Annotated in this window: 28 protein-coding genes; 23 read left to right on the top strand and 5 right to left on the bottom strand. The window is 51.6% G+C overall.

What is annotated here, in order from left to right; translation table 11 throughout:
* Positions 1–58 precede the first annotated feature (58 nt).
* The 4 genes from I2G61_RS10595 (at position 59) to I2G61_RS10610 (ending at position 3,391) form a co-directional block, all read left to right on the top strand.
* Complete coding sequence (locus I2G61_RS10595; RefSeq protein ID WP_072684300.1) at positions 59–733, top strand: response regulator transcription factor; 675 nt, start codon at positions 59–61, stop codon at positions 731–733.
* Entirely contained in the window at positions 717–2,183 is a 1,467-nt protein-coding gene (locus tag I2G61_RS10600; RefSeq protein WP_072684301.1) for a HAMP domain-containing sensor histidine kinase, read from the top strand. Before I2G61_RS10595 ends, I2G61_RS10600 begins: the two co-directional genes overlap by 17 nt.
* A gap of 192 nt (positions 2,184–2,375) precedes the next feature.
* Positions 2,376–2,855: a MarR family winged helix-turn-helix transcriptional regulator gene (locus tag I2G61_RS10605; protein ID WP_072684302.1), complete on the top strand. Its 480-nt coding sequence runs from the start codon at positions 2,376–2,378 to the stop codon at positions 2,853–2,855.
* Positions 2,852–3,391: a flavodoxin domain-containing protein gene (locus I2G61_RS10610; RefSeq protein WP_072684303.1), complete on the top strand. Its 540-nt coding sequence runs from the start codon at positions 2,852–2,854 to the stop codon at positions 3,389–3,391. The genes I2G61_RS10605 and I2G61_RS10610 overlap by 4 nt, the downstream gene beginning before the upstream one ends.
* Before the next feature lie 72 nt (positions 3,392–3,463).
* On the opposite strand, the gene I2G61_RS10615 is transcribed toward I2G61_RS10610, so the two are convergent.
* A complete protein-coding gene (locus I2G61_RS10615) occupies positions 3,464–4,891 on the bottom strand; it encodes a spore germination protein (RefSeq protein WP_195548260.1) in 1,428 nt (475 codons plus the stop codon).
* A 107-nt stretch (positions 4,892–4,998) separates the two neighbouring features.
* Between I2G61_RS10615 and I2G61_RS10620 the strand changes: the two genes are divergently transcribed.
* The 3 genes from I2G61_RS10620 to I2G61_RS10630 all read left to right on the top strand — a co-directional run bounded on the left by I2G61_RS10620 (position 4,999) and on the right by I2G61_RS10630 (position 7,807).
* Positions 4,999–5,334: a hypothetical protein gene (locus tag I2G61_RS10620; protein ID WP_006059125.1), complete on the top strand. Its 336-nt coding sequence runs from the start codon at positions 4,999–5,001 to the stop codon at positions 5,332–5,334.
* A gap of 5 nt (positions 5,335–5,339) precedes the next feature.
* On the top strand, positions 5,340–6,506 hold the full coding sequence (locus tag I2G61_RS10625; protein WP_072684305.1) for a cation:proton antiporter: 1,167 nt from the start codon (positions 5,340–5,342) through the stop codon (positions 6,504–6,506).
* 143 nt (positions 6,507–6,649) lie between these two features.
* The gene (locus I2G61_RS10630) at positions 6,650–7,807 is read left to right on the top strand and encodes a M20 family metallopeptidase (RefSeq protein WP_072684306.1); all 1,158 of its coding nucleotides are present in this window, start codon (positions 6,650–6,652) and stop codon (positions 7,805–7,807) included.
* On the opposite strand, the gene murB is transcribed toward I2G61_RS10630, so the two are convergent.
* A complete protein-coding gene (gene murB, locus I2G61_RS10635) occupies positions 7,804–8,703 on the bottom strand; it encodes a UDP-N-acetylmuramate dehydrogenase (protein ID WP_072684307.1) in 900 nt (299 codons plus the stop codon). The two genes, I2G61_RS10630 and murB, sit on opposite strands and share 4 nt — an antisense overlap.
* A 111-nt stretch (positions 8,704–8,814) precedes the next feature.
* Between murB and I2G61_RS10640 the strand changes: the two genes are divergently transcribed.
* From I2G61_RS10640 to I2G61_RS10680, 9 genes are all read left to right on the top strand, one after another.
* A complete protein-coding gene (locus tag I2G61_RS10640; protein ID WP_195548261.1) occupies positions 8,815–10,002 on the top strand; it encodes a type II secretion system F family protein in 1,188 nt (395 codons plus the stop codon).
* A 14-nt stretch (positions 10,003–10,016) separates the two neighbouring features.
* Complete coding sequence (pilM, locus tag I2G61_RS10645; RefSeq protein ID WP_139248603.1) at positions 10,017–11,441, top strand: pilus assembly protein PilM; 1,425 nt, start codon at positions 10,017–10,019, stop codon at positions 11,439–11,441.
* On the top strand, positions 11,438–11,992 hold the full coding sequence (locus I2G61_RS10650) for a type II secretion system protein M (RefSeq protein ID WP_072684310.1): 555 nt from the start codon (positions 11,438–11,440) through the stop codon (positions 11,990–11,992). The genes pilM and I2G61_RS10650 overlap by 4 nt, the downstream gene beginning before the upstream one ends.
* Positions 11,993–12,015: 23 nt before the next feature.
* Positions 12,016–13,515, top strand: coding sequence for a hypothetical protein (locus tag I2G61_RS10655; RefSeq protein ID WP_072684311.1), 1,500 nt, complete (start codon positions 12,016–12,018; stop codon positions 13,513–13,515).
* Positions 13,516–13,533: 18 nt separating this feature from the next.
* On the top strand, positions 13,534–13,851 hold the full coding sequence (locus tag I2G61_RS10660; protein ID WP_072684312.1) for a prepilin-type N-terminal cleavage/methylation domain-containing protein: 318 nt from the start codon (positions 13,534–13,536) through the stop codon (positions 13,849–13,851).
* Positions 13,848–14,390: a PilW family protein gene (locus I2G61_RS10665; RefSeq protein ID WP_072684313.1), complete on the top strand. Its 543-nt coding sequence runs from the start codon at positions 13,848–13,850 to the stop codon at positions 14,388–14,390. Before I2G61_RS10660 ends, I2G61_RS10665 begins: the two co-directional genes overlap by 4 nt.
* Before the next feature lie 10 nt (positions 14,391–14,400).
* Positions 14,401–16,083: a GspE/PulE family protein gene (locus I2G61_RS10670; protein ID WP_195396457.1), complete on the top strand. Its 1,683-nt coding sequence runs from the start codon at positions 14,401–14,403 to the stop codon at positions 16,081–16,083.
* A 117-nt stretch (positions 16,084–16,200) separates the two neighbouring features.
* Complete coding sequence (locus I2G61_RS10675; protein ID WP_072684315.1) at positions 16,201–16,599, top strand: type II secretion system protein; 399 nt, start codon at positions 16,201–16,203, stop codon at positions 16,597–16,599.
* Between the two features lie 83 nt (positions 16,600–16,682).
* Positions 16,683–17,762 carry a type IV pilus twitching motility protein PilT gene (locus tag I2G61_RS10680; RefSeq protein WP_072684316.1) on the top strand — a complete coding sequence of 360 codons (1,080 nt, stop codon included), beginning with the start codon at positions 16,683–16,685 and terminating at the stop codon, positions 17,760–17,762.
* Between the two features lie 23 nt (positions 17,763–17,785).
* On the opposite strand, the gene I2G61_RS10685 is transcribed toward I2G61_RS10680, so the two are convergent.
* Together I2G61_RS10685 and I2G61_RS10690 are read right to left on the bottom strand one after the other, a co-directional pair.
* Positions 17,786–18,529, bottom strand: a complete 744-nt coding sequence (locus I2G61_RS10685; protein WP_072684317.1) for an A24 family peptidase — start codon at positions 18,527–18,529, stop codon at positions 17,786–17,788.
* Between the two features lie 39 nt (positions 18,530–18,568).
* Positions 18,569–18,820, bottom strand: a complete 252-nt coding sequence (locus I2G61_RS10690) for a kinase to dihydroxyacetone kinase (protein WP_072684318.1) — start codon at positions 18,818–18,820, stop codon at positions 18,569–18,571.
* A 168-nt stretch (positions 18,821–18,988) separates the two neighbouring features.
* Here I2G61_RS10690 and I2G61_RS10695 point away from each other — a divergent pair, with 168 nt between their 5' ends.
* The 6 genes from I2G61_RS10695 (at position 18,989) to ybaK (ending at position 23,496) form a co-directional block, all read left to right on the top strand.
* Complete coding sequence (locus I2G61_RS10695; RefSeq protein ID WP_039864372.1) at positions 18,989–19,267, top strand: autorepressor SdpR family transcription factor; 279 nt, start codon at positions 18,989–18,991, stop codon at positions 19,265–19,267.
* The gene (locus tag I2G61_RS10700; protein WP_072684319.1) at positions 19,257–19,916 is read left to right on the top strand and encodes an SdpI family protein; all 660 of its coding nucleotides are present in this window, start codon (positions 19,257–19,259) and stop codon (positions 19,914–19,916) included. The genes I2G61_RS10695 and I2G61_RS10700 overlap by 11 nt, the downstream gene beginning before the upstream one ends.
* Position 19,917: 1 nt before the next feature.
* Entirely contained in the window at positions 19,918–20,628 is a 711-nt protein-coding gene (locus I2G61_RS10705; RefSeq protein ID WP_072684320.1) for an ABC transporter ATP-binding protein, read from the top strand.
* A complete protein-coding gene (locus I2G61_RS10710) occupies positions 20,621–22,213 on the top strand; it encodes a hypothetical protein (protein WP_195548262.1) in 1,593 nt (530 codons plus the stop codon). Before I2G61_RS10705 ends, I2G61_RS10710 begins: the two co-directional genes overlap by 8 nt.
* A gap of 151 nt (positions 22,214–22,364) precedes the next feature.
* Complete coding sequence (rbr, locus tag I2G61_RS10715) at positions 22,365–22,904, top strand: rubrerythrin (protein WP_006059148.1); 540 nt, start codon at positions 22,365–22,367, stop codon at positions 22,902–22,904.
* A 112-nt stretch (positions 22,905–23,016) separates the two neighbouring features.
* On the top strand, positions 23,017–23,496 hold the full coding sequence (ybaK, locus tag I2G61_RS10720) for a Cys-tRNA(Pro) deacylase (protein ID WP_072684323.1): 480 nt from the start codon (positions 23,017–23,019) through the stop codon (positions 23,494–23,496).
* Between the two features lie 76 nt (positions 23,497–23,572).
* Here ybaK and I2G61_RS10725 read toward each other — a convergent pair whose 3' ends face one another.
* Entirely contained in the window at positions 23,573–24,475 is a 903-nt protein-coding gene (locus I2G61_RS10725; RefSeq protein ID WP_195548263.1) for a diacylglycerol kinase family protein, read from the bottom strand.
* Positions 24,476–24,603: 128 nt separating this feature from the next.
* On the opposite strand from I2G61_RS10725, the gene I2G61_RS10730 reads away from it, so the two are divergent.
* On the top strand, positions 24,604–24,852 hold the full coding sequence (locus I2G61_RS10730; RefSeq protein WP_072684325.1) for a hypothetical protein: 249 nt from the start codon (positions 24,604–24,606) through the stop codon (positions 24,850–24,852).
* Positions 24,853–24,957 lie beyond the last annotated feature (105 nt).

Genomic DNA, 24,957 nt, shown 5'->3' on the forward strand with positions numbered 1-24,957 from the left:
TCACTTAAAATTCACATCGTCAGGGTAAAATAAAAAAGAAATCAGGAGGTGCATCCCAATGGTCAAAATCTTGGTGGTCGACGACGAGCAGCGGATTCGCGAGATGATCCGCAAATATGCTGAATACGAGGGCTTTGCGGTGGATGAAGCCTGCGACGGTCTGGAAGCGGTCGACAAGGCGCTGAAGGAAAACTATGATCTGATCGTCATGGATATCATGATGCCGAATCTGGACGGTTTTTCAGCGTGCCGGGAAATCCGCAAAACGCATGAAACCGTACCGGTTATTCTGTTGTCGGCATTGGGCGAGGAATACGATAAAATTCATGGATTCGATTTGGGCGTCGACGATTACGTTGTCAAGCCGTTCTCGCCGAAGGAGCTGATGATGCGGATTCACGCGATTTTAAAGCGGACCTCCCAGAGCGAGAAAAAAGAGCTGATCAAGATCAACGATCTGACGATCGACTTTACCGGGCGGATTGTGAAGATCAAGGATGAGAAACTGAATTTATCGCCGAAGGAATATGATCTGTTATTCTATCTCGTTAAAAACCGCGGGATTGCGCTGACGCGGGAGAAGCTGCTTCAGAATGTCTGGGGCTATGACTTTTTCGGCGATGAGCGGACGTTGGACACGCATATCAAGCTGCTGCGTAAGAATCTGCGGGAATACAGCCGCTACATTACGACGCTCAGAGGGGTAGGCTATCGTTTTGAAAACGGAAACTAGTCTGCAATGGAAGCTCGTTAAATATCTTCTGGCGTTTGTGATCGCGCTGTTAGCGCTGCTATGGCTGTTTCAGGTCGTTTTTCTGGACAGTTTCTATCAGCGGTTTAAGATCGAGGGCATTGAAAAGATCGGCAATACGCTGGCGGCGAATCTGCAGAGCGAGAAGTTTACGGAAATTGTCGCCCAGCAGGCCCGCCAGAACGACGCGTGCATCCGCGTGCTGCAGGGCATCTATCAGATTCAGACGACCAATACGATGGGCTGCCAGATCTATAATCTCAAGAACAGCGATATCGCTCATTACATCGCGTTAGCGGAGGCCAATGGCGGCGATTATCTGGATATTCAGTCGGAGCAGGTTGTCAGTGAACTGCCCAACGGGAGTTTGCTTTTTTCGAATAAACAAGGATCGCGGAATTTGATTTACTTTAAAATTGTTGAGGACAACAGCGCGCTGAAAACGATCATTATGGTCAATACGCATATCTCACCGGTCAATGCGACGACGGAAACGCTGCGCACGCAGCTCAGCTATATCGCGCTGATCGTCATCATCGCTTCGCTGGGACTGGCCTATCTGATGTCCCGCAAGATTGTCAAACCGATCGTCAACATCAATCAGAGCGCCCGGCAGATGGCGGAGGGAAATTATGATATTGTCTTCACCGGCCGGGGGTATAAGGAAATCACACAGCTTAATGATACGATGAATCACACGACGCGCAAGCTGAAGGAAGTAGATCAGATGCGCCGGGATCTGATTGCCAACGTCTCGCATGATCTGCGCACGCCGCTGACCATGATCAGCGGATATGGCGAAATGATGCGCGATCTTCCGGGTGAAAACACGCCTGAAAATGTTCAGGTTATCATCGACGAAGCGCACCGGCTTTCCAATCTGGTCAATGATCTGCTGGATCTGTCGAAGCTGCAGGAAAAGAAGATAGAGCTGCATGCCCGAAATTTTGATCTGACGCAGTTGATCGAAACGGTGCTGCACCGATATGAAAAGTTTACGACACAGGACGGCTTTGATATTCAGTTTCAACACACCGAATCTGTTGTGGTCAACGCCGACCCGGATCGTTTAGGTCAGGTCTTGTATAATTTCATTAACAACGCGATCAACTACTCGCTGGAGGATAAACGGATTGTAATTCGTCAGACAATCGTCGATGGTCAGGTGCGCGTGGAAGTGGAAGATCATGGCGAAGGGATCAGCGAAGACAAGCTGAACTATATCTGGGACCGGTATTACAAGATTGATAAGACGCATAAGCGTTCCAGCGCCGGCAGTGGAATCGGACTGGCGATTGTGCGGGAAATTCTGGAGCTGCACCAGGCACGATACGGCGTGCGCTCCCAGGTCGGTCAGGGCTCGGTGTTCTGGTTTGCGCTTCCGCTTGCGGCGTCTGCGCCGCAGGAAAAGTGTGCTTCGGAACATTCCTGACAGGTTGACTGAAATGTTTGTCAGTATTTGTTTCAAAATAAAGATCAGTTTTGACGCAGGCGCCGTGAACGAGGGCCTGCGTTTTTTTTCTCCTTGCCGTCTTGAAGCGTGCCGGCGGCGATTGACAGCTGCGCCGCGGCTTGTTACAATGAAACAAGAAAGGTAACTTGTTACCTGTAAAAGGAGAACAACATGGAAATTTCCGATTTGGTGAGGCGCTTTTCCGATATGCCCGAACATCAGCGAAAAGCGATCTTCAGCCAGCTGATGATCGCCGCGAACCGGCTTCAAACAGTTTTTGATCATGAAATACCGCAGGTTACGTTGAAACAGTTCATGCTTTTAACAATGGTCCGGCAGTCTGATCAGCAGCTGACCCTCACGCAGTCAGGCAAATTGTCAGGCTGTTCGCGTCAGAATGTGAAAAAGCTGGCGGAAGCGCTGCAGCGCAAAGGATTTGTCCGCGTGCATCCTGACGCCGCAGACAGCCGCGCCTCACGGATTGAACCCACGCCGGCGCTGGAGGCTTATTTTAATTCGCTGAGCACTTTGTTCCAACAGCGGCTGGCGACGTTGTTCGCGGATTTCAGCGAAGCGGAAACGGAACAGCTTTTTCAGCTTTTGGTTAAATTAGCGGCGGGGATCGACGCGCTGGAAGGAGAACGGGCATGAAAAAAGTTCTGGTTCTGGTTCAATCAAAGTATGGCGCTTCGCGGCAATATGCCAGGTGGCTGGCGGAACGGATAGCCAGCGATCTGGCGGAAACAAAAAATTTTGATCCGCAGAATTTTGATCGTTATGCAAAGATCGTGCTGGTGGGCGGCGTGTATGCTGGAACGATGGCCGGCGTAGATTTTCTGAAAAAACACCGGGCGCGTTTAAACGGGAAGATGATCGCCGTGTTCGCGGTGGGCGCCAGTCCGGCGGATGCGGACGAACTGAATCGGATGCAGCATTGGCTGAACGAAAGGCTGCCGGATGCGGCGTTATTTTACGGCCGGGGGCGTTATGATGAGCAGCAGATGAATTTTATGGACCGCACGCTGTGCCGGATGCTGAAAAAATCACTGCTTAAAAAAGATCCGGCTACTCTAAAGCCCTGGGCACGGGCAATGCTGGAAAGCGAAGGGCGGGGGGCTTGCGACTGGTGCGATCCGAACGCCTTGGAGCCGCTTTGTTCCGTCTTGAAGAATGAAATGAACGAATAAGATAAGACTGCGGCATGGGAGAGTGATCCATGCCGCAGCCGTTTGATTCCAGAGAAAATGAAGGAAAATAATTTATTGTTTTTGTCCGGGATGGCGATGGTCCGCCGGTTTGCGCAAAAGCAGCGAGCGCAGCTTTGTGCCGTCGTAGGGATAAAGCGGATAGCAGTAGTTGCCTGACAATGTGTCGGTCTTCAGCATCAGCACGATGATTGCGGCAGTTCCCACAACCAGCCCCCACGGGCCGAACAGCGCGATCAGAATCAACAAGCTCATCCGGAAGAATTTGAAGCTGTACCCCAGTTCAAAGCTGGGCTGGGCATAATTGCTCAGCGCCACAAAGGCCATATATAAAATGACCTCGCCGTTAAACCAGCCGGTGCTGACGGCATATTCGCCCAAGATCACTGCGCCGAGGATGCTGAAGGCGCTGGATAAAGACGAAGGGGTGTTTAACGACGCCAGCCGCAGACCGTCGATCATCACCTCAATGATCAACAGCTGCGCTAATACCGGAATTGCGGCACTTTGTTCGATCAGGATGAAATGCAGATTTTCCGGCAGCAGCCAGGGACAGCGCAGCGCCAGATACCAGCAGGGCGTAAAGAATAACGTCAGGAAAAAGATCAGGATCCGCACCAGTTTTAAATACGTTCCGATCAAAGGCGGAAAGTAATAATCGTTGGCTTCCTGAAAGAAATCGAAAAAATGCGTCGGCAGAATCATCGCCGAGGGCGTATTGTCTGTCAGCACGATCAGATTGCCTTCAAGGATACTGGCGCTGGCAGTATCGGGGCGCTCGGTAAAGCGGATCCGCGGCAGCGGGTTGAGCCATTGCCTGGGCAGCAGACATTCCGCCAGACTTTCCTGAGACAGACTCAGACCGTCAACCTCGGTGTCATTCAGTTTCGTCCGTACCTTCTCCAGCAGTTTTCGATCAACCTTGTCGCTCAGATAGCACAGCACGACATCGGTTTTGGACCGGCTGCCAACCTGAACATATTCATAGATCAGTTTCGGATCGCGGATCCGCCGGCGGATCAAAGCAGTATTGAAGATAAGCGTTTCAACGAATGCATCACGCGAGCCGCGCAGCACGCGGTCATCCTCCGGTTCCTGCATCGAGCGCACCGGATAGCTGCGGGCGTCGATCAGCACCGCTTCCTGCGCGCCCTCGGCCAGAAACAACAACGTTCCGCTCAACACGGCGTCAACCGCTTTGGCCAGATCGGTCGTGCCTTCCACTTCCAGATAGGGGATCTGTCGGGCCAGCCAGCCGCTGATGGAAGCCTCCGCCAGCGGATCCAGCTTCATCATGTGCTCCATGATTTTCTCCATTACTTCGTCCTTGGCGAAGCCGTCGATAAAGATCAGCTCGCCCTGACCTTGCTTGAGATCAAAGACGGTGCTGACGCAGTCAAAGCTCTCCTCAATCGGCAGCCGCCGGTGCAGATCGGCGGAGAACTCGACGGTGAAAGCGCTTGATTTTTCCAAAAAAATCACCTCGTTTCCAGTATTCCCAAATCTGCGGTTTTCTTGCGGGGAAATTCCTTGTCAAACAGAAAACCGGTGCTATAATAAAACAGGTTTTAAGAAAAGAGGGACGTTGTATGGAATTATTATTTTTTGTCATGAATCAGATTGATAAATTAGATCAGCTGCTGAAAGACTTATCGAACGAAAAGAAATTCAGCGCGACGATCATCGACAGCGCGGGGATGGCGCGGCTGTTGGCGGATCACGATTATCTGTTCGGCTCGCTGCGAGCGCTGTTAAACAACTCGCAGGTCAACAGTAAGACGATCTTCATGGTGCTCAATCATGAGGATGTCGAACACGCGGTGCAGATCATCGAAAAGAACGTCGGCAATCTGGACGAGCCGAACACGGGCGTCGTCTTCACGGTGCCGGTCAGCTATGTTAAGGGCATTGTGAAGAAGGGGTAATCACGATGCAGCAGTTAATGAGTTTAGCGATCCTGCTGCTGACGGGATTGGTTTTCGGCCGGCTGATGAAGCTGGTTAAAATGCCGAACGTCACCGGCTATCTGATCGGCGGTCTGATCGTCGGTCCATCCATTTTAAATCTTGTGCACGCCGATGCGCTCAGTCAGCTCGGCTTTATTTCCAGCGTGGCGCTGGGCTTCATCGCCTTTTCAATCGGCAGTGAATTCAAGGCCAGCTATTTCAAACGCGTCGGCATGACGCCGATCGTCATCGCGATTCTGGAAGCGATGGTGGCGGTCGTGCTGGTTATCGCCTCGCTGATCGCCTTCGGTTTTGATCCGGCATTCTCGTTTGTGCTGGGAGCCATCGCGGCGGCGACCGCGCCGGCGGCGACGATCATGGTCATCCGCCAGTATCGTGCGAAGGGGCCGGTGACGGAAACGCTGCTGAGCGTCGTCGCGCTGGACGATGCGGTTGCGTTAATCGGCTTCGGTATCGCGGTGGCGATCGCCCAGATGATCGAAAACCCGGGCAGCGGTAATCTGATGATGCAGCTGATGGATCCGGTGATCGAGATTCTCGGTTCGCTGGGCAGCGGCGCCGTTCTGGGTTTTCTGATGTTGATTCCACTGAAGTTTTTCCATGATGAAGATAACCGGCAGGCGCTGATCTACGCGTTTATCTTCATTGCGCTGTTTGTTTCCAGCACGTTTGGCTTCTCGGATCTGCTGACGTGCATGGCGATGGGCGCGGTCTTTGCGAACATCTCTAACGAAAGCGACAAGGTCATGGCGATTGCCGACCGCCTGACGCCGCCGATCTTCATGGCGTTCTTCGTCCTTTCCGGGGCGGATCTGAAGCTGAGCATCCTGCCTTCGATCGGCCTGGTCGGCATCATTTATGTCGTCATGCGCGTGGTCGGCAAGTTCTTGGGCGCCTGGGCAGGGGCAAAGATCATGCATGCCAGCGAACCGGTGCAGAAGTATCTGGGCTGGGCGTTATTGCCGCAGGCCGGCGTCGCGATTGGTCTGACCGTCGTCGCGCAGACCGTTGTGCCGCAGTACGCGGAAACCGTGCGGGCAGTTGTCCTGTGCGGTACCCTGATTTATGAACTGATCGGTCCGAGCGTGTCCAAGTGGGCGCTGACGCAGGCGGGCGAGATCGTGGAATAAGAATGAAGCAGAGCGTTCGTTTTGAGACGATGTTCTGCTTTTTCTCTGCCGGAAAGAAAAAGAAATCCGAAATCGTGATCGGATTTAAGCGGAAAGACGTGACAAACAGGATGGAACATGATAAATTTTTAACCATGAGGTGAATGGGTATGAAAGAACAATGCAAGACATGGGTTAAGCAGCATCTTGACGAAGGGATGGAGCTGGTCAAGGCGATGTATGAGCATCCTGAACTGGGCGATCAGGAATTTGAATCAATGGCGCTGCTATGCGAAAAACTGGAACAGCTGGGGTTTGCGGTGGAGCGGAGCTATCTGCTTCCGACCGGCTTCATCGGCCGCTATGATTCTGGAAAGCCGGGACCGAAAATCGCGTTTTTATGCGAATACGATGCGCTGCCGGAGGTCGGCCACGGCTGCGGCCACAACCTGATCGCGGCGATCGGCGTGCTGGCGGGCGGCGCTTATAAAGCGGTGATCGATCAGCTGGGCGGAGAAGTTCGGGTAATCGGGACGCCGGCCGAGGAAAACTTCGGCGGCAAGGTGCGGATGGCCGAGAAGGGCTGCTTCGACGATCTTGATGCGGCGATGATGATCCATCCGGGCACGGAAAACCGGCTGGGCGGCAGAACCAACGCGCTGATGCCGCTGAAATTTGAATTCTTTGGCAAAAACGCACACGCCTGCCACCCGCAGGAAGGCCGCAGCGCGCTGGACGCGGCGGTCAATACGTTTGTCGCAATCAACATGCTGCGGCAGTTTATGGAACCGGGCAGCTTTATTCACGGAATCGTCAAGGACGGCGGGGAAGCGGCCAACGTCATCCCGGCCTATGCGTCGCTGGAATACTATTTCCGCGCGCCGACGATGGCGGAGGCGAAGGCGATGTCGCAGCGGGCGGTGGAGTGCGCCGAGGGGGCTTGCCAGATGGCCGGGACGACCTTGAAAACAAGCATGTACGAATGTCCGTACGAAGACAATAAAATCAATTATACACTGTGCAAATTGCTGGAAAAACAATATGCCGAACTGGGCTTAAGCGACATCCAGCCGGTCGACGAGGTGCCGGGCGGTTCCAGCGATATCGGCGCGGTCAGCTACCGCTGTCCGGCGCTGCACGGATATATCCAGATCTGCGGATGTGAAGTGACAGGTCATTCCCGCGAGATGGCGGCCGCGACGATCAGTCCGCAGGGGTGCGCAGGGTTGGAAAACGGCGCCAGCGCGCTGGCGATGTGCGCGGTTGAGCTGGCCTCGGATCCGCAGCTGCTGCGGCAGGTCAAGGAAGAATTCGCGCGTTAAAGCGTTTCAATTTCACATTCCAGAACGACGGAGGTCTGATCGAAGACCTCCTTTTGTATGTGCGCGACCAACGCCGTGACATCGCCGCTGGAAGCCTGATTGCGGTTGATGATAAAGCCGGCGTGTTTTTCCGAAACCTGCGCGCCGCCGATCTGTTTACCTTTGAGGCCGCACTGGTCGATCAGGGCCGAGGCGTAATGACCGGCGGGGCGCTTAAACACACTGCCGGCGCTGGGATAGTCCAGCGGCTGCCTGGCGGTGCGGCGGGCCATGGTTTCTTCCATGAGTGCTTTGATTTCCTGGCGGCGGCCCGGCGTCAGACGAAAGACGGCGCTGACTAACACATGGTTTTGATCATTGAGCAGGCTGGAACGATAGCCGAAGCGCAGCTGATCGCGGGTGAAGGTTTTTTCTTCACCGTCGACTAAAACCTGGGCGGATTCCAGAATCTCTGAAAGCTCTGTGCCGAAAGCACCGCTGTTGTTGTGCAGCGCGCCCCCGACGCTGCCGGGAATTCCATACAAACGTTCCAGTCCGGATAATTCCGCCTGCATCGCGCCGTTGCACAGCCGCTTGATCGTGAGTCCGGCGTCCGCCCGCAGCAGCGTGCCTTTCCGCCTCAGTCCGGCCCAGTTGGACCGCAGCAGGATGATCATCCCCGGATAGCCGGCGGTTGGGATCAGAACGTTGCTGGCCTGACCTAAAATCCGGTAGGGAATTTCCGCCCGCGCCGCACAAACCACACAGTCCCGCAGCTTGGCAGCAGTGTCGGGCAGTGCGACTAACTCCGCCGGCCCGCCGATATGAAACGACGTGTACGGCGCCATCGTCACCCGCCGCTGCAGTTCAATATTTTTCTGTTGAAGCTCCTGAATCAGATTTAAGTCAATACGCATAGTCTCTCTCCTTTAAAAATGTTAGAAGTTTACGGCTGAATTCTGGGCAGACATCCTTAAAGATGATATAATAATAAAAATGATCTAACCGAAATGAAGGATGTGTGTTGAATGGAGTCCTATCTTTATACGGCAGTGAACAACGAAGGAAAAAAAGTACGGGGCGAGAAGCGGGCGGAAGACGTCGTGCATCTCTACTCGCTGTTGAATAACGAAGGGCTGTATTGTCTCAACGCCCACCGCAAGGCACAATGGGAAACCCAGACGGTAAAACCGAAAAATCAGGAGCTTTCTCTGATGTGCAAGCAGCTGTCAGCGATGTTAAGCTCAGGGATTCCGTTAGTCAACGCCCTGGAAATGCTGCGGCAGAAAAGTGATAAGAAGAAAATGAAGAAGCTGTATGCTCAGCTGGTCGAGGAAGTGCGCAAAGGCTCTTCGCTGACGCTGGCGATGAAGCAATGTCAGCAGGCGTTTCCGCCGCTGTTGATCTATCTGGTGCAGGCTGGAGAGATGAACGGAACGCTGGATTCGGTCATGGAGCGCATGGCGGGGCATTACGACAAAGAATATAAGCTGCGCAACAAGGTCACCTCTGCTTTAATCTATCCGATTATGCTGCTGGTGGTGACCGTTGCCGTCATCCTTGCGCTGATGACTTCCGTTGTGCCGAGCTTTTTGAGCATGGTCGGGGATATGGAGCTGCCGTGGAATACGCTGCTGCTGATCTCCATGAGCAATTTCATCGTCGCTTACTGGCCGTTTCTGCTCTTAGGCGTGCTGGTGGCGATCCTCGGTTTCCGGATGGCCTTGAAAGTGCCGGCAATCCGCCGGGGCTTCGATGAGATTAAAGTAAAATTTCCGGTGTTTGGAACGCTGAACCGGATCGTTGCGACCTCGCGGTTTGCGCGGACGTTTTCCTCGCTGTATTCCAGCGGAATTTCCGTCATTGATTCGCTGCAGGTATCCGGCGACGTCTTAAATAACAGCTATTTTACCGAAAAGGTGAACTGGATCTGTGAACGGGTGCGGCGGGGTGAGATGCTCTCCCGTTCGATTGAAGCTTCTGAAGCGTTCGATCCCTTGCTGAACTCGATGATGTATGTCGGCGAGGAATCCGGATCGCTGGAGGAAGTGCTGAATTCAATCTCGGATTATTACGATACGGAAGCGGACAACGCGACGCAGAAGATGGTCGCGCTGATGGAGCCGATCATGATCGTGATTCTGGCGATCATCATCTTCTTCGTTATTATTTCCATCATCATGCCAATTTATGATTCCTACGGGATGATCGCATAGCAGGGGGAAGCATTATGATACTATTGCATATTATGCAGCGGCATGCCGTTGTGGTTTGGGGAAAAGCAAAAAAACATGCGCTGGAGGTTCAGCGCACGCATTCCTGCGCGATTCCCGAAGGTTTATTGATCAACGGCTTTATCCAGAATGAGGAAGCCTTTGCCCAATGGGCGAAAACGATGGTTTCCGAGCTGGGACTCAAAGGCAAAAAAGTAACGGTGATTGCCGACAGCACGGCGGTGATCTACCGTCAGATCGAAACGCCGAAACTCAAGGCGAAGGCATTGGAAAAGAACCTCTATTTCAATTTGGCCCGCCAGATCGGCAACATCACAGAAAATACCGTTGATTACGCGATTTTGCCGCAGGCGGAAAACGGCAGCGAAAGTCTGACGGTCGTCGTCCCGCAGTCGTATGGCGATACTTACAGCAAAGCGCTGAAAGCGGCGGGCCTCAAGCCGCAGCGGATGATCACCTCGACGCTGGCGTTAATCCAGGCGGGAATGCGGTTAAATGAAGAAAAGACCGCGATTTATTCGTGGTGTTCGGACGAAGTCTGCACGTCGGTTTTATTCAATAACGGCCGCTTCATGTTTTCCAACGTGTTCCGCTTTGATCGCAATCAGACGCCGCTGGCCGTCATGAACGAGCGGATTTCCCAGCTTGTCCAATTCCAGCGGATTAAGAATCCCGATTCGCCCGTGGAGCTGGTGCGGGTCGGTGTGCCGGAGAACGCCGAGTCAATCGCCGGCGAGCTGACGCAGCTGCTGCGGCTGCCGACCGAGATCTTCCCGGCAGTCAGCGGCTTGAGCGCATCCGAGGTTTCCTCGCAGGTCTGCGCGGTATATGGTCTGGCGATGCTGGCGCGGCCTTACGACCTGTTCAGGGGAATTGATCATCAGCGCTATACCGAGGCTTACCAACGGCGCCGCAGCCTGCGCGTGATTCTCGGGCTGTTTGTCGTTAACGCCTTCCTTCTTGCGATCCTTTGCTATCGGCAATTCGCTTTGAATCAGATTGAGGACAACGCGATCAGGCAGGTGCAGGCGCAGCTGCAGCTGCCCGAGCGGCTGCAGCAGTATGACGACGCGCTGATGCTGTCGAGTGAAAATACGCTGACCCGTCAGCAGATTGAAGACGCGCTTCAGGTGCTGCAGTACAGCGAACAGACTGAACAGTTTTCCAAGACGCTGTTCGAGCAGATTCAGGCGCTGCGTCCCAAGGACGTCGCGATCAGCGGACTGCAGGTTCAGGATGGTCTGGCCGTTCAGCTGACCTGTACGGCAGGCAGCCGGCTTTCCCCATCTCAATACGCGCAGGATCTGCGTTCGACAAACTGGTTTGCGGATGTGAATTATACCGGCTTTACCTATAACGAAAGCAAGAAGAACTACAATTTCCTGATCACATTGACGCTGAAAGGGGTGGACGCGGAATGAAACTCTCTGAACGTGAGAAAATCTTACTGGTCGTCCTGGCGTTTATGTTATTGAACGTGATTGGCATTCAGTTTATTTTGACCCCGATGCAGCAAAAACATGAGGATTTAGTCAGCGAGCGCGCTCAGATTGAAGACGAGCTGGCGCAGCAGCAGCTGATGATCGACATGCTGGACGCCTTGAATCAGGATCATGTGGATCTGGCGGTTCAGCTGCAGAATCTGGCCGACCGCTTCGTGCCGCCGAAGTATTCGGAATTGAAAGACGAATACCTGTATGAAACGATGGCCGATTTTATCAAACAATGGGATTCTCTGACGATCTCGGATCTGACCTATGCGATGCTTCCCGGCAGCGAACAGGCATTAAGCGTCGTGCTGATGGTGGAAGCGGATTTCACGGTCACTGGTTCGATGGATCAGATGATCGGCGCGATGGATAAGATCCAGCAGCTGCCGCAGGTCATTTCGATTACGTCTCTGTCGGTGAACGAGAAAGAAAAGCAGATGCAGGGTTCGTTTCATATCCAGTTCTACACGTTTAACGATTAACTAAAGAGAAAGGGGGTGTCGCAATGCGGTCAAAACAGGGAAGCACATTGTTGCTGACAATCTGTCTTTTTATGGTGTTTCTGATTTTTGCCGCCGCTCTGATTCCTCTTTCCCGCCGGGCTTTTCAGCAGACGGCCGCGGACGTGACCCAGCAGCAGGCGGATTATATTGCCCAAAGCGCAGTGGAGGCGCTGATCACGCAGCTGGATGAAGAAAATCTGCGGCAGACGCTGATCAAGGTTGTACAAAGAACTCAAGATCAGGTTGTGAGTGATTGGGCCAGCTATGGCGGCCGTGGCGAATACCGGTATGTGATTACGCTGGATCCGTTCTATGAATCGCATGAGTATTTTTTATGGGAAAAGCAGCATCTTCTCATCAGCGCGCAGTCGAAATATGAAGGAAAGACGTCCCAGATGACAGCTGTTGTGCAGGCAACAAAATACATGAATCAGTTCTTTGATCCCAACGGGATCGAAAGAGAGATTACCGGTAAGGATGGCCTGTCGAAACGCGCCGTCCTGATTAACGAATGCCGGATTCCAACGGATCATTCGGCCAGCTTCTGGATCAATGCGATTTCTGATTTGACGCTAACGCAGCAGAATGTAAACGGAAACATCAGTTCTGAAGATGAAAAACCCGATGAATTACAGAAAAATCTGGATCCGAAAGTTGTCTTAATTTACCGGAACATTAAGAATCCTGTGGTCACCGGACATATTGACGGCAATGTCGTCTTAGAACCGGCTGAATACACAAAAGCGACGATTGGCAGCGATACACCGGGAGAAGTCGTCATCGACGGCGACGTCATTTGTAAAGGCGATCTTGTGTTGAAGAATGCCACGGTGACGGGAGCGATCTATTATACCGGCAGCTTTAAATCAGAGAACGCTTCTTATACTGGAGAAATTCGGCAAATTCAATCCACAGACGCTCTTTTTGAAAAGTATCTGTTTCATCTTTCGGTAATCCCCAGAAAAATAGAAAGCATTGAAGGCTATCGTAAAGTTACTTCATCGGATGCCGAGATAGAGATTAAAATCACGGAGGATTCAGCGATATTTTATGAATTTTCAAATCCAAATCTGGAAAAATTACAGATTAAAAACGGGAAAACACTGGATATTTCGTTCGTTAATTTAGCCAAAATGCCACATCAGCTGATCGTTGAAAGCGAAAACAAATTTTATCGGCCGGTCTTTTTTATTGAAGATGAAAATCCTGTGCTCAGCGATCAGGTCTCGACGAATCTGTTGAACAGCGAAAATATTATCCTCGTTTTTACCCATCCGGTTCGAATTCAGGGTGACGTCAATGTGAGTGTTTTTGCGCCCAAGATTATTTTTGAGGCTGAAAATATCACGATGAATGGTCGGCTGCAGGCTTGTGAGTTCGAGCACAGCGAACTTGTCAGCAGCGTCAACCTGAAGGCGAGAAATAATGCGGATATTTATGAGGTATTTAAATTAGGCGGAGAGGATGCCTATTATTTTGACCTGTACTATTATCAACCATAAGGAAAGGATGGATCTGCCATGAATAAACGCGGCATGACTTTGTTGGAAATTGTGATCTCGTTAGGCATTCTGGTGATTATCGTGACTTCGCTGACGAAGGTTTTTACTTCCGGCGTATCCTTGACGATGGAATCGGACAGCCTCAGCCGCAGCGAGTTAAAAGTGCGCAAGGCGATTGCGGGTGAAAAAATTGCCGGCGTTAAAATCACGCCGCAGGACGCGTCGCTGACCTTCTCGCTGGATGGACAAAGCTATTCCATTTCCGGACAAATGAAGACGTATTCCGATGCTAAGGGGCGTGTTAACTATCGTTATTTTGAGGCGGATCCTTCATGAAGAAGCGTGGGTTTACGCTGATTGAGATGGTGTTGGTCGTCGGGTTGTTAACGACGCTGGTGATTGGCTTGACCGCGATCTTCAGGCCGATGATCGCAACCTATCAGAAAAGCGCGCTGCAGACCGATCTCAAAGACAAAGCGCAAATTCTGATCGAACAGATCAGCAAGCCGATGCAGACCGCGAAATCCCTTGTCAGTGAAAAGAAATCAATTACGGAATTTAAAGATGAATATGGCCGGAACTTTCTTGTTTACAGCATTGTCAACGGTCAGCTGCAGGTCTGGGATTTTCCAGGGGGGACGCCAAAAGCGCTGTATTCTCCAGATTTTTACAACGGTTACAAAGTGGATATCAAGCTGTCCACAGCGATAAAAGATTACGACAGCGATACGACGACAGTGAAAATCGTTCTGATCTTCAATAAGAATGGTGAAAAATATCGCGCGGAATCAGCGGTCGAATGTATGAATATTGATTATGGCCGCCAGGATTTCAGCATTGTCCTGTCAGAGGGCTATATCGCGATAGAAAGGTAGGCGCAGACAAGTGAAAAATCTTCCGATCGGCCAGCTGCTGCTGGAACAGGGTTACATTACAGAGGAACAGCTGAACAGCGCGCTGGCGCATCAGAAAGCACATCCCGGCAACCGTCTGGGCGACGTCTTAATTGAATTAGGCTATATTACGGAAGAAAAGAAGCTGAAAGCGTTGAGCGTGCGTCTGAACGTTCCGGTCTACGAAGGCTTCCAGATCAATGTCAGCAGCGATATCGTGCGGCTGATCTCCGAAGACGTTGCGAAGAAGTATCAGGTCATGCCGCTGGAAATCAAGAACAACGCCCTGCAGCTGGCGACCAGCGATCCACTTGACTTCTATGCACTGGAAGATATCAAGGCTTCCTGCGGTATTCCGGTATCTCCGGTCTTAGCTCCGAAGGAAATGATTGAGAATGCGATCCGGCGGAACTACGCGCAGGCCAATGTCAGCAGCGCGATCGACGAAATTGAGAAGGATCTGACGGAAGATCAGGACTTGGCGCTGAACGATGAGCTTTCCGAATTGACGCAGCGTGTCGATAACGCGCCGGTCGTCAAGTTTGTCAACAACATGATTCGTCAGGCTTATGAAACAGGGGCGAGCGATATTCATATCGAACCGTTTGAAATGACGACGGTGATCCGCTTCAGAACCGACGGTGTTCTGCATGAATTCACGCGAATCGCGAAGTCCGTGCATGAGGCTTTGATTACGAGAATCAAGATTATGGGGAACATGAACATTGCGGAAAAACGAATCCCGCAGGATGGTCATATTGAAAGTCAGATCGACGGCAAGAGTCTGGATATCCGTTTATCCTCGCTGCCGACGGTTTATGGCGAAAAGATGGTCATCCGTCTGCTGGGCCACAGTCTGCAGCAGCTCACAACGTTAAAAGATCTTGGCCTGCAGCAGAAAGACTATGATCTGATGGAGTCCATGATTCATCAACCTTACGGCATTCTGTTGTTTACCGGCCCGACCGGCAGCGGCAAAACCACGACGCTGTATGCTATTTTAAATGAACTGGCAAGAGAGGAAGTCAACGTCATTACGATTGAAGACCCGGTTGAAAAACGAATGATGGGCATCAATCAGGTTCAGGTCAACGCTAAGGCCGGATTAACCTTTGCTTCAGCCCTGCGTTCCATTCTGCGGCAGGACCCGGATATCGTCATGATCGGCGAAATCCGAGATGAAGAAACCGCGGAAATCGCCGTCCGTTCAGCAATCACCGGCCACTACGTTTTATCTACCATTCATACCAATGACAGCGCCACGGCCATTGCCCGTTTGAAAGACATGAAGGTGGAACCTTACCTGCTGTCTTCTTCCGTTGTCGGGATCGTTGCCCAGCGTTTAGCCCGTCAGCTATGTCCGCATTGCAAGGAGCAGGTCATGCCTACGCCGGAACAAAGTCAGCTGCTTGGCGGCTATACCGGACCGATCTACAAACCTCATGGCTGCGCCCGCTGCAATCAGACCGGATATAAAGGACGGACGGCGTTATTTGAAATCCTTCCGCTGACCGCTGAGATCCGCGATTTGATCGTCAGCTCAAATGATACGAATAAAATTAAAGAGTCCGCTATCAAAGCTGGTATGACAACGCTGTCGGAGGAAATGGTGAAGATGATTATCAAGGGACAGACGTCGATGGAAGAAATGCTGCGGGTCATCTATACGATTTAATTCGGAATCCTAATTGGATTATTACAAAAAACTTAAATTTTTTACACGGTTATCATAACTCTTTTACAATAACCGTGATATAATGATAGTGTTCAATATGAAAGGAATATTAAAATTATGAGGAAGAGTGCAAAGAACAACAAGAAAGGTTTTACCCTGATTGAATTGATCGTCGTCGTCGCTATTTTGGTCGCTTTGATGTTGATGTTGGTGCCGAAGCTGACAGGATTTACTGATGAAGCTACAAAGACGGCGAACACAGCAAATGCTAGAGCAATCTATACGGCAATCAAAGCTACAGAAACTGCGAAATCTACGGGAATGTATGGTAAAGATGATGCAACTGTTAAAATGTGTGATGATACTGTAGAGGTATACAAAGTGTTTTGGGAAGATGCAGCACCAAAAGGGACATGTTCCTATAATCCAGCTGAAGATTATGTGAAGTATGGAACAGGTAATACTGAGGGACGTTATCCAATGCCAGAACCTGAAGCTTCTGCAGGAACAAACTAATAATTCAAATCGAGAGCGTAACCGCTCTCTTTTCTTTCTCCCCATTTCAGCGTACAATGAACAGTATAAATGAGGTGATCACGATGGATTTACAAGCTTGGATGGATCGGGGACGGGCAATGGACTGTACCGATTTACATTTGACGGTCGGCCTGCCGGTCGTGGCAAGAATGTTAGGGGAACTGACAATCATTGGGGATGAACCCTTAACGAAGGAAGACATTCACTCGATGCTGGCGACGGTCATGAACCGGATTCAGCAGGAAGAATATCAGAAAGGGGATCTGGACTTTGGATTCCAGGATGCGCATGGCTACAGCGTGCGTGTCAACGCTTATTATCAGAAAGGCAATCCATGCGCAGCGCTGCGTCTTTTGCGTAATACGATTCCTTCTTTTGATGATTTGATGATTCCGGAAGCTGTGCGCAAGCTTTCCACGCTGCCGCGGGGATTGGTGCTGGTTACGGGGCCGACCGGAAGCGGAAAGTCAACGACGATGGCCGCCATGATCAATTCGATTTCGCATGAACGCAAAGCGCATATCATTACGATTGAGGATCCGATTGAATACCGCTTTGAACATGCGTCCAGCGTTGTTCATCAGCGTGAGGTCGGCGTGGATGTTTCTTCGTTTGCGGATGCGCTGCGCAGTGCGCTGCGTGAAGATCCGGACGTTATTCTGGTCGGCGAGATGCGTGATTTTGAAACGATTCAGGCCGCGATCCGGGCAGCGGAAACGGGCCACTTGGTCATCTCCACGCTGCACACCAATTCGGCAGTCAGTACGATCGACCGCATTATCGACGTGTTTCCGGAAGCCCAGCAGGGGCAGATCCGCGTCCAGCTGGCAAGCGTGCTGAAAGGCGTCGTCACCCAGCAGCTGTTAGTCCGTCAGGATCAGCCGGGCCGGTTGGCGGCCTTTGAGATTTTACTGACCAACGATGCGATCGCATCCATGATCCGTGAAAACAAAGCGCATCAGATCAGCAGCGTCTTGCAGACAGGCCAGAAGGCCGGGATGCGGCAGATGGATTACGATCTGGCACGTTTGGTGCAGGAAGGGAAGATCTCTGAAAAAACAGCGCATGAGCGCTGTCTGAAGGAAGCTGATCTGCAGCAATACCTGTCTTACGCACCTTCGGCTTCGACGTATTACTTTTAAAAAAAGACAGCTTGCGCTGCCGTTTAGAACAAGGTGAGATAAGCCTGAATCAGAGCGTTGCCCCAAAGCACGCTGAGCGTCAGGCCGACCGCCAGAAAAGGACCAAAGGGAATTTCAGATTTCCGGTCCTTTTTTTTACAAATCATCAGATACAACGCCGCGATCGCCCCGATGAAACTGCTTAAGACAAACGCTGTTAAAACCAACGGCGCACCCAGATAAAACCCGGCGGCGCACATGATTTTTACATCGCCCCCGCCCATCGCGTTCAACCGCGACAGGATCCAGAATGGGACGCTGATGATCAGCGCGCCCAGAATCCGGCTGGGGATGGAGGCAGGTTCCAGCGCCAGGGCGATCACGGCGAGAATCAGAATGAAAACGGAAAGCCGGTCGGGGATTTCCATCGTATCCAGGTCGATCATGGCCATGACAATCAAGATCGAAAGAAAGAAACAATGCAGCACGGCGGTGAACGTAGCCCCGTAATAGAAACCACACAGCGCATACAAAATTCCAGTTAAGCTTTCGATCAGCGGATAACGCGGTGAGATCGGCGCGTGGCAATAGCGGCATTTTCCCCGCAGCCCCAGCCAGCTGAGAACCGGAATCAGATCCATCGCGGACAAGGTGTGATGACATTGCGGACAGAAGCTGCGGCCTTTCGCCGTCGACAGCCGCAGAGGTAAGCGATAGATTGCGACGTTAAGATAAGAGCCGATCACCAGTCCAAATAAAAAGAAAAACAGAACGATTAACCATTCCATAACGAGTACCTGTTCATTCACGGACGGAGCCGTCCGCGATTAACCCTGCAGCCCCTGAGACTGACGTTCCATGTTTTCAACGACGATATCATGAATCTCGCCCAGGCTGGCACAATATTCCAGCACCTTCCAAGGCGTATTGGTATGAAAGTGAATTTTGATCAATTCGTCGTAGCCGACGGCTAACAGACAATCGCCTTCGATATTCTCCGTGATGTAATCATGAATCGCATCTTCGGAAAGATGCTCGCCTTCAATTAAAAGCTGGGTGTCAAATTTAAATTCCAACATAACATTCTCCTTCGCCTGTTTTGGCGTTAATCTTATTTTACTCTGATTGGGAAGTCCGGGCAATCGTTCTGCAGAAGAAAGAAAAGAAGAAAAATAAGAATTGACAAGGATAGAAGGTACCTCTATAATACATTTAGATAATTATCTAAATGAATGGAGGAGTGAGAAGTGGGGATGCAGGAGACCTTTAAAGCTTTATCCGATCCCACACGACGTGAGATTCTGGAGCTGTTAAAGGAGAAACGGCTGACCGCGGGTGAAATCGCCTCGCATTTTCAGATGACCAACGCGACGGTATCGCATCATCTGGCAGTGCTGCGGAAGGCGGATCTGATCAGCGATGACCGTGACGGCAAGTTCATCTATTATGAATTGAACATGAGCGTGTTTTCTGAAGTGCTGGGCTGGGCCTTAGGGTTCATCAAGGAAAAAGAGAGTGGGGATTGAGTTGAAAGCGTTCTTTAATTGGAAATTGTTAATTCTTCCGGCGCTGGCAGTCGTGATCACTTTGATCGTGTGGCCTGCTTTGCCGGAGATAATCCCGACGCATTTTGACGTTCAGGGACTGGCGGACGATACAGGTCCGAAAATCATGATCTGGATTTTCCCGGCGATGTTGTTTCTGCTTCCGGCACTCATGATGATTTCGCCGATGATTGATCCGCGGCGGCGTAATTACGAGAAATTTAAAAAGTCCTACGGCGTTATCCTGGGCGTGACGGAAGTCTTTCTGTTTTTGATGTACGGCTGGATTTTAGGTCAGATCTTCGGCGTTGCGTTCATTAATGGCGAATATCTGCTGCCGGTGATGACCGGTTTGATGTTTTTGGCGCTGGGCAACGTCATGCCGAAAATCAGGCAGAACTATCTGGTCGGCGTGAAGACGATCTGGAGTTTCGACGATCCCGATAACTGGAATAAAACCCAGCGCTTCGGTGGGTATTGCTTCTGCGTGGTGGGCGTACTGCTTCTGCTGAGCTGTTTTGCGCCGCTGGCCTGGCGGACGGCGGTCATCTTGATTTTGATTTTTACCGCGGCGCTGCTGCCGATGGGTTATTCCTGGCTGTTGTTCAGGAAAAAGGAAAAGGAGAAGTAAAATGCTGGAAATAAAAGGCTTAGTGAAGCGCTATGGCGCCAAGGCGGCGGTGGATCATCTCGATCTGACGTGCGAAAACGGCGAGATCTTCGGATTCATCGGTCCCAACGGCGCAGGCAAAACAACGACAATCAAATCGGTCGTCGGGATTCTGGACTTCGACGAGGGCGAAATTTGGATCGACGGGCATTCGATCCGTCAGGAACCGCTAGTATGCAAACAGAATCTCGCATATATCCCGGATAATCCGGATCTCTACGATATCATGCGCGGAGATGAATATCTCAACTTCGTGGCCGACATCTATCAGATTGACAAAGAAACCCGGACGAAGCGGATCCGGAAATATGCGGCATTGTTTGAGCTGGAAGGGGCGTTGGCGATGCCCATCAGCAGTTATTCGCATGGCATGAAGCAGAAGCTGGCTTTGATCAGCGCATTCTTGCATGAACCAAGACTGCTGGTATTGGACGAGCCGTTTGTCGGTCTGGATCCGAAAGCTTCCTTCTTATTGAAAAAACTGATGCGCGAGCATTGCGACCGCGGTAATACGATCTTTTTCTCGACGCATGTGCTGGAAGTCGCGCAGAAGCTTTGCGATCATGTCGGGATCTTAAAAGATGGACGTCTGGCGGCGCTGGGTACGATGGAGGAAGTCACGGGCAACCAGTCGCTGGAACAGGTGTTCCTGGAGCTGGCCGATCATGAATAGAACGTTTGTCCTGATCCGGCTTTCGCTGAAGCAGCTGATCTGGCAGATGGCCCGCACCTTCGGCGGCCGGAAGAAATTCAGTTCCCTGCTGGTGCTTTTGGCGGCGGCGATGCTGATCGGATTGTCGGGCTTATACAGCTGGGCGATGATCGAAAGTGTGCCGACGGAACTGAACATGCTGATCCCGCTGTCGATGCTGAGCGCAGCGTTCGGGTTGATTCTGGTTTTTGGTTTCTATCACGCGCAAGGGTATTTATTTGACTTTCAGGATTATGATCTGTTGGCAAGCATGCCGCTGACGCGGCGTCAGATCCTGATGTCCAAACTGGTCGCTTTAGTTGCGATGATGCTGATCTACAGCGCGTTTCTGACGCTGCCGATGATGGCGCTGTTTCAGCTGCGCTATGCGATGCCCGCGACATTTCTGCTGTATGGACTGATCGGCCAGCTGTTTCTGCCGATCGTACCGATGAGTGTGGCGTGTCTGGCGGCGGTTGCCGTGCGTCTGATTTCCAGCCGTCTCAAACATCCGGTGCTGATCCGCAACGTGTTGTCGTTGGGAATGGTGATCGGCTTGATGACAGTCATGACGTTGTTTCAGGGACAGACCGGGCAGGCGCAGGACCTTGCCGCGCTGATTCAGCCGATTCAGACGTGGCTGGCTCCGGTGTACTGGCTGACGATGGCGATGATCAACGGGAATCTCTTTGCGCTGCTGAAGCTGATCGGACTTTCTTCGCTGGTTCTGATTCTGTTTCTTGTTTTGATCGCGCCGATCTGGAACGCGCTGAATCAGAAAGCGCGGACGACGCCGGTCAAAGCCGGTGGGAAGGTGAAGCTGGAGGCTTCTTCGATGAACGCGGCGCTGCTGCGCAAGGAGCTGCGGCGGTATTTCGGTTCGACATCGTTAGTGATGAACACGATGGTCGGCCCGGTGATGGTGGCGCTGTGTGCGGTGCTGCTGGCGGTGCAGAAGGATCTGATGGTTCAGGTCATGCTGGAAAGCGGCGCTGATTTCGGCGCCTTTGCCGACCCGGTTGCGATGTTGCTTTTGGCGGCATGTCTGTTCTGCGCGATGATCTGTCCCATCACGGCGACTTCGATCTCGCTGGAAGGCAAAAACTTCTGGATTGTAAGATCGCTGCCAATTCCGGCCAACCGCTATCTGGGAGCGAAGCTGGCTTTGAACCTGCTGCTTAACGTGCCGGTCAGCTGGCTGAGCATTCTGATCCTGAGCTTCGTGTATCATTTTGCGCCGGTCACAACCTTGCTTTTATTGGCACTGACCCTGTTGGCGGCGCTGTGCTCAGGTTTGTTCGGTTTGATCGTCAACCTGCACTTTCCGCGCTTTGATTATGATCGGGAAATCGTCGTGGTGAAGCAGAGTCTGAGCACGATGATCACCGTCTTTGCCGGGATGGGGTTCAGCTTTTTGATCATTGCCGCACTCTTGTTCTGGGCGCCGTTGGAGCCGGCTATGATGATGGCGGTGATTGCATTGGGAATGACAGCTCTGGCAGCGGGCATGGGCTGCTATCTGTTCTGCCGGGGCGAATCGCTGCTGCGCCGATTATCCGGCGTGTAATCCTGCCGAGTTTCGAACTTTCTTCAGGCTAACTCTGGCAATTCTGGAAATCTCTGGTAAAATAGAGGGTAGAGAGCAGCGCGCATAAGCGGGCTGTCAACTCATTGCCAACTGTAAATCGGTTGGCCGCTAAAGAAAAGGAGAGATTAACATGAAAGATTTGAAAGGCACAAAGACTGAACAGAATCTGATGACCGCATTCGCCGGTGAAAGCCAGGCCCGCAACAAGTATACCTACTATGCGTCCAAGGCGAAAAAGGATGGCTACGAGCAGATCGCGGCGTTGTTTGAAGATACGGCCAATAATGAAAAAGAACATGCGAAGCTGTGGTTTAAGCTGCTGCATGGCGGAATGCCTTCGACAGTTGACAATCTGAAAGACGCGGCAGCCGGTGAAAATTACGAATGGACCGATATGTACGCGAAGATGGCGGAAGAAGCTCGCGAAGAAGGCTTTGACGCGATTGCCAAGACGATGGAAGGCGTCGCTGCGATCGAAAAGACGCATGAAGAACGGTATCTGAAGCTGTTGGCGAACATTGAAAGCGGCGAAGTTTTTGTCCGCAAAGGCGAACAGGTTTGGGAGTGCCGCAACTGCGGACATCTGCACATCGGCGAAAGCGCTCCGGAAGTCTGCCCGGTTTGTGCGCATCCGAAGAGCTACTTCATGCTGCGCCCGACCAACTATTAATTTTTGGGGTTAAAGCAAGCCATCCTCCTGTGCGGGGATGGTTTTTCTTTTCCTGTTGGAGGATCGTGCTATAATAAATCCGGAATTCATGAAATGGAAAGAGGAGTAAGCGATGAAAGAAGTCAAGACGAACGCGATGCGGCTGTTGGACAAGCAGAAGCTTGCCTATCAGGTGCATACCTATCCGCACCACGATAAGGAAGCGGTCGACGGGGTGAGCGTGGCGGCGATGCTGAACGAGGATCCGGCGCATGTTTTCAAGACGCTGATCACGCAGGCGTCAAGCAAAGCCTGTTATGTATTTGTGATTCCGGTGGCGGCGGAGCTGGATTTAAAAAAAGCCGCGAAGGCGGTCAATGAAAAGGCTGTCGAATTGATTCCGGTTAAAAATCTGCTGGGTGTCAGCGGGTATATCCGCGGCGGCTGCAGCCCGATTGGTATGAAAAAGTTGTTTCCGACGGTGATTCACTCATCGGCTTTGGATTATGAAACGATTCTCTTCAGCGGCGGTCAGATCGGCACGCAGATTGAAATGGCGCCGCAACTCTTAGCTGATTTGATTCATGCACGTTTTGAAGCGATTATCCGCTGATGACTGGCGTTGAAAAGGAGATTAGACAGAGAAAAAATCCTGAGTGCTGCTTTATGAAAGTCAGAATTCAGGATTTTTATTTAGCTTTTAACGGTGAAGCTTGCGGCACGATCAGCGGCAGCTTGTACGGTCCGGTCGTGATCTGCACATGATTGGAGGTAAAGCCCTCGCCGTCCGACTGCATTAAGATCGGCTTGTCGACATGAATCTCAATTTCAGAGGCCCGCAGCATTTTGCATTGCTTCAAATGGGTGTGCTTGCCTTGTTTGTATTTCGGCATCAGACATAACGTTTCCCATAACGTCAGCGGTTCAATGATGCAGACGTCGAATAAGCCGTCCTGAAGATCCGCCTGCGGCGCAGCGATAAAGCCATTGCCATAGCAGCTGCCGTTCATCACGGCGGCGATGATCGCTTTCTGCCGGATTGTCTCCGTTTTCGTCTTTAACACCAGTTCAAACGGCGCCGGCTTCAGCGCGCACAGGACCGCTGCCAGCCCGTAGACGGAAAACCGCGGGAGCGGGTAATTCTGATATAATTTGATTGCCAGATCGTTGACCCGTGCGTCTAAGCCCAGCGTCGTGCAGTTGTGGAAGCGCCAGTGATGACATTGCCCAAAGTCAACCTCCACCTGTTTGCCCTGAATGGTTTCGTGCAGCATCTGCGCGAAGGGAAGCTTGCGCCGGTCGATCATCCGGTAATAGTCATTCCCTGTGCCGCTGGGCAGGATGCCCATGCGCAATCCCTGCGGCAGACCGTTGAGCACTTCCCAGATCGTACCGTCGCCGCCGACCGCATAGACGATCGTTTCCGGATCCGGTTGGATTTCCGCCGCCAGCTTCTGAGCGTGTCCGGCGTATTCAGTCAGTCGGATTTCGCCGTCCAGATGATTCTGTTCGATTTCTTTTCGAATCGCGGCCGCAGCCCGTTTTCCGTCCCCTTTGCCGGAAGTCGGATTTACGATGAATATATGCTTCATAAATACCCCTATCTAAAAAATACGATAATTCCTGAATTATTTTACCATGGTTATTTCTTCCGGTCATCTCAATTTAATTGAAACTTCAAAATATTATGCTATGATTGAATCAAAGGGTGGGAAATGACATGAAAGAATCAATCCTGTTTGATTTTGCGACCGTGCAGGATTTGGAATCCTGCAAACAAATCGTAGCCCGGAAGCTTCAGGCCAGTCAGGTTGATTGCGATGATCTGGAAGATCTGACCAGAGACATTATGAAGCTTTCTTATTCCATCGGTGGATCCTACGATGTCAACATGATCGTCAGCGTGACGCAGTGTTATCTGGATCACCCGCAGCTCAGCAAAAAAATTAAAAAGAGAGTGGAAGCGTAAAGAAAAACCCCAGCCTGCGTCGGTATCCGCAGTTTGGGGTTTTTTGGTTCTATAAATTTTGGTGTTGGTGGAAACCAACGCCTTTTTTTCTTGAGCATAAAAAAA

Source organism: Holdemania sp. 1001095H_141210_F2, assembly GCF_015558105.1.
Classification (GTDB): Bacteria; Bacillota_I; Bacilli_A; order Erysipelotrichales; family Erysipelotrichaceae; genus Holdemania.

Bases quoted from the DNA above. Each gene is read 5' to 3' on its own strand.
- I2G61_RS10680 (WP_072684316.1), top strand. From the start codon at position 16,683: ATGGATTTACAAGCTTGGATGGATCGGGGACGGGCAATGGACTGTACC.
- I2G61_RS10605 (WP_072684302.1), top strand. From the start codon at position 2,376: ATGGAAATTTCCGATTTGGTGAGGCGCTTTTCCGATATGCCCGAACAT.
- I2G61_RS10665 (WP_072684313.1), top strand. From the start codon at position 13,848: ATGAAGAAGCGTGGGTTTACGCTGATTGAGATGGTGTTGGTCGTCGGG.
- I2G61_RS10685 (WP_072684317.1), bottom strand. From the start codon at position 18,529: ATGGAATGGTTAATCGTTCTGTTTTTCTTTTTATTTGGACTGGTGATC.
- I2G61_RS10710 (WP_195548262.1), top strand. From the start codon at position 20,621: ATGAATAGAACGTTTGTCCTGATCCGGCTTTCGCTGAAGCAGCTGATC.
- I2G61_RS10690 (WP_072684318.1), bottom strand. From the start codon at position 18,820: ATGTTGGAATTTAAATTTGACACCCAGCTTTTAATTGAAGGCGAGCAT.
- I2G61_RS10660 (WP_072684312.1), top strand. From the start codon at position 13,534: ATGAATAAACGCGGCATGACTTTGTTGGAAATTGTGATCTCGTTAGGC.
- I2G61_RS10655 (WP_072684311.1), top strand. From the start codon at position 12,016: ATGCGGTCAAAACAGGGAAGCACATTGTTGCTGACAATCTGTCTTTTT.
- I2G61_RS10705 (WP_072684320.1), top strand. From the start codon at position 19,918: ATGCTGGAAATAAAAGGCTTAGTGAAGCGCTATGGCGCCAAGGCGGCG.
- I2G61_RS10625 (WP_072684305.1), top strand. From the start codon at position 5,340: ATGCAGCAGTTAATGAGTTTAGCGATCCTGCTGCTGACGGGATTGGTT.
- rbr (WP_006059148.1), top strand. From the start codon at position 22,365: ATGAAAGATTTGAAAGGCACAAAGACTGAACAGAATCTGATGACCGCA.
- I2G61_RS10650 (WP_072684310.1), top strand. From the start codon at position 11,438: ATGAAACTCTCTGAACGTGAGAAAATCTTACTGGTCGTCCTGGCGTTT.
- ybaK (WP_072684323.1), top strand. From the start codon at position 23,017: ATGAAAGAAGTCAAGACGAACGCGATGCGGCTGTTGGACAAGCAGAAG.
- I2G61_RS10675 (WP_072684315.1), top strand. From the start codon at position 16,201: ATGAGGAAGAGTGCAAAGAACAACAAGAAAGGTTTTACCCTGATTGAA.
- murB (WP_072684307.1), bottom strand. From the start codon at position 8,703: ATGCGTATTGACTTAAATCTGATTCAGGAGCTTCAACAGAAAAATATT.
- I2G61_RS10610 (WP_072684303.1), top strand. From the start codon at position 2,852: ATGAAAAAAGTTCTGGTTCTGGTTCAATCAAAGTATGGCGCTTCGCGG.
- I2G61_RS10595 (WP_072684300.1), top strand. From the start codon at position 59: ATGGTCAAAATCTTGGTGGTCGACGACGAGCAGCGGATTCGCGAGATG.
- I2G61_RS10620 (WP_006059125.1), top strand. From the start codon at position 4,999: ATGGAATTATTATTTTTTGTCATGAATCAGATTGATAAATTAGATCAG.
- I2G61_RS10730 (WP_072684325.1), top strand. From the start codon at position 24,604: ATGAAAGAATCAATCCTGTTTGATTTTGCGACCGTGCAGGATTTGGAA.
- pilM (WP_139248603.1), top strand. From the start codon at position 10,017: ATGATACTATTGCATATTATGCAGCGGCATGCCGTTGTGGTTTGGGGA.
- I2G61_RS10630 (WP_072684306.1), top strand. From the start codon at position 6,650: ATGGGTATGAAAGAACAATGCAAGACATGGGTTAAGCAGCATCTTGAC.
- I2G61_RS10640 (WP_195548261.1), top strand. From the start codon at position 8,815: ATGGAGTCCTATCTTTATACGGCAGTGAACAACGAAGGAAAAAAAGTA.
- I2G61_RS10725 (WP_195548263.1), bottom strand. From the start codon at position 24,475: ATGAAGCATATATTCATCGTAAATCCGACTTCCGGCAAAGGGGACGGA.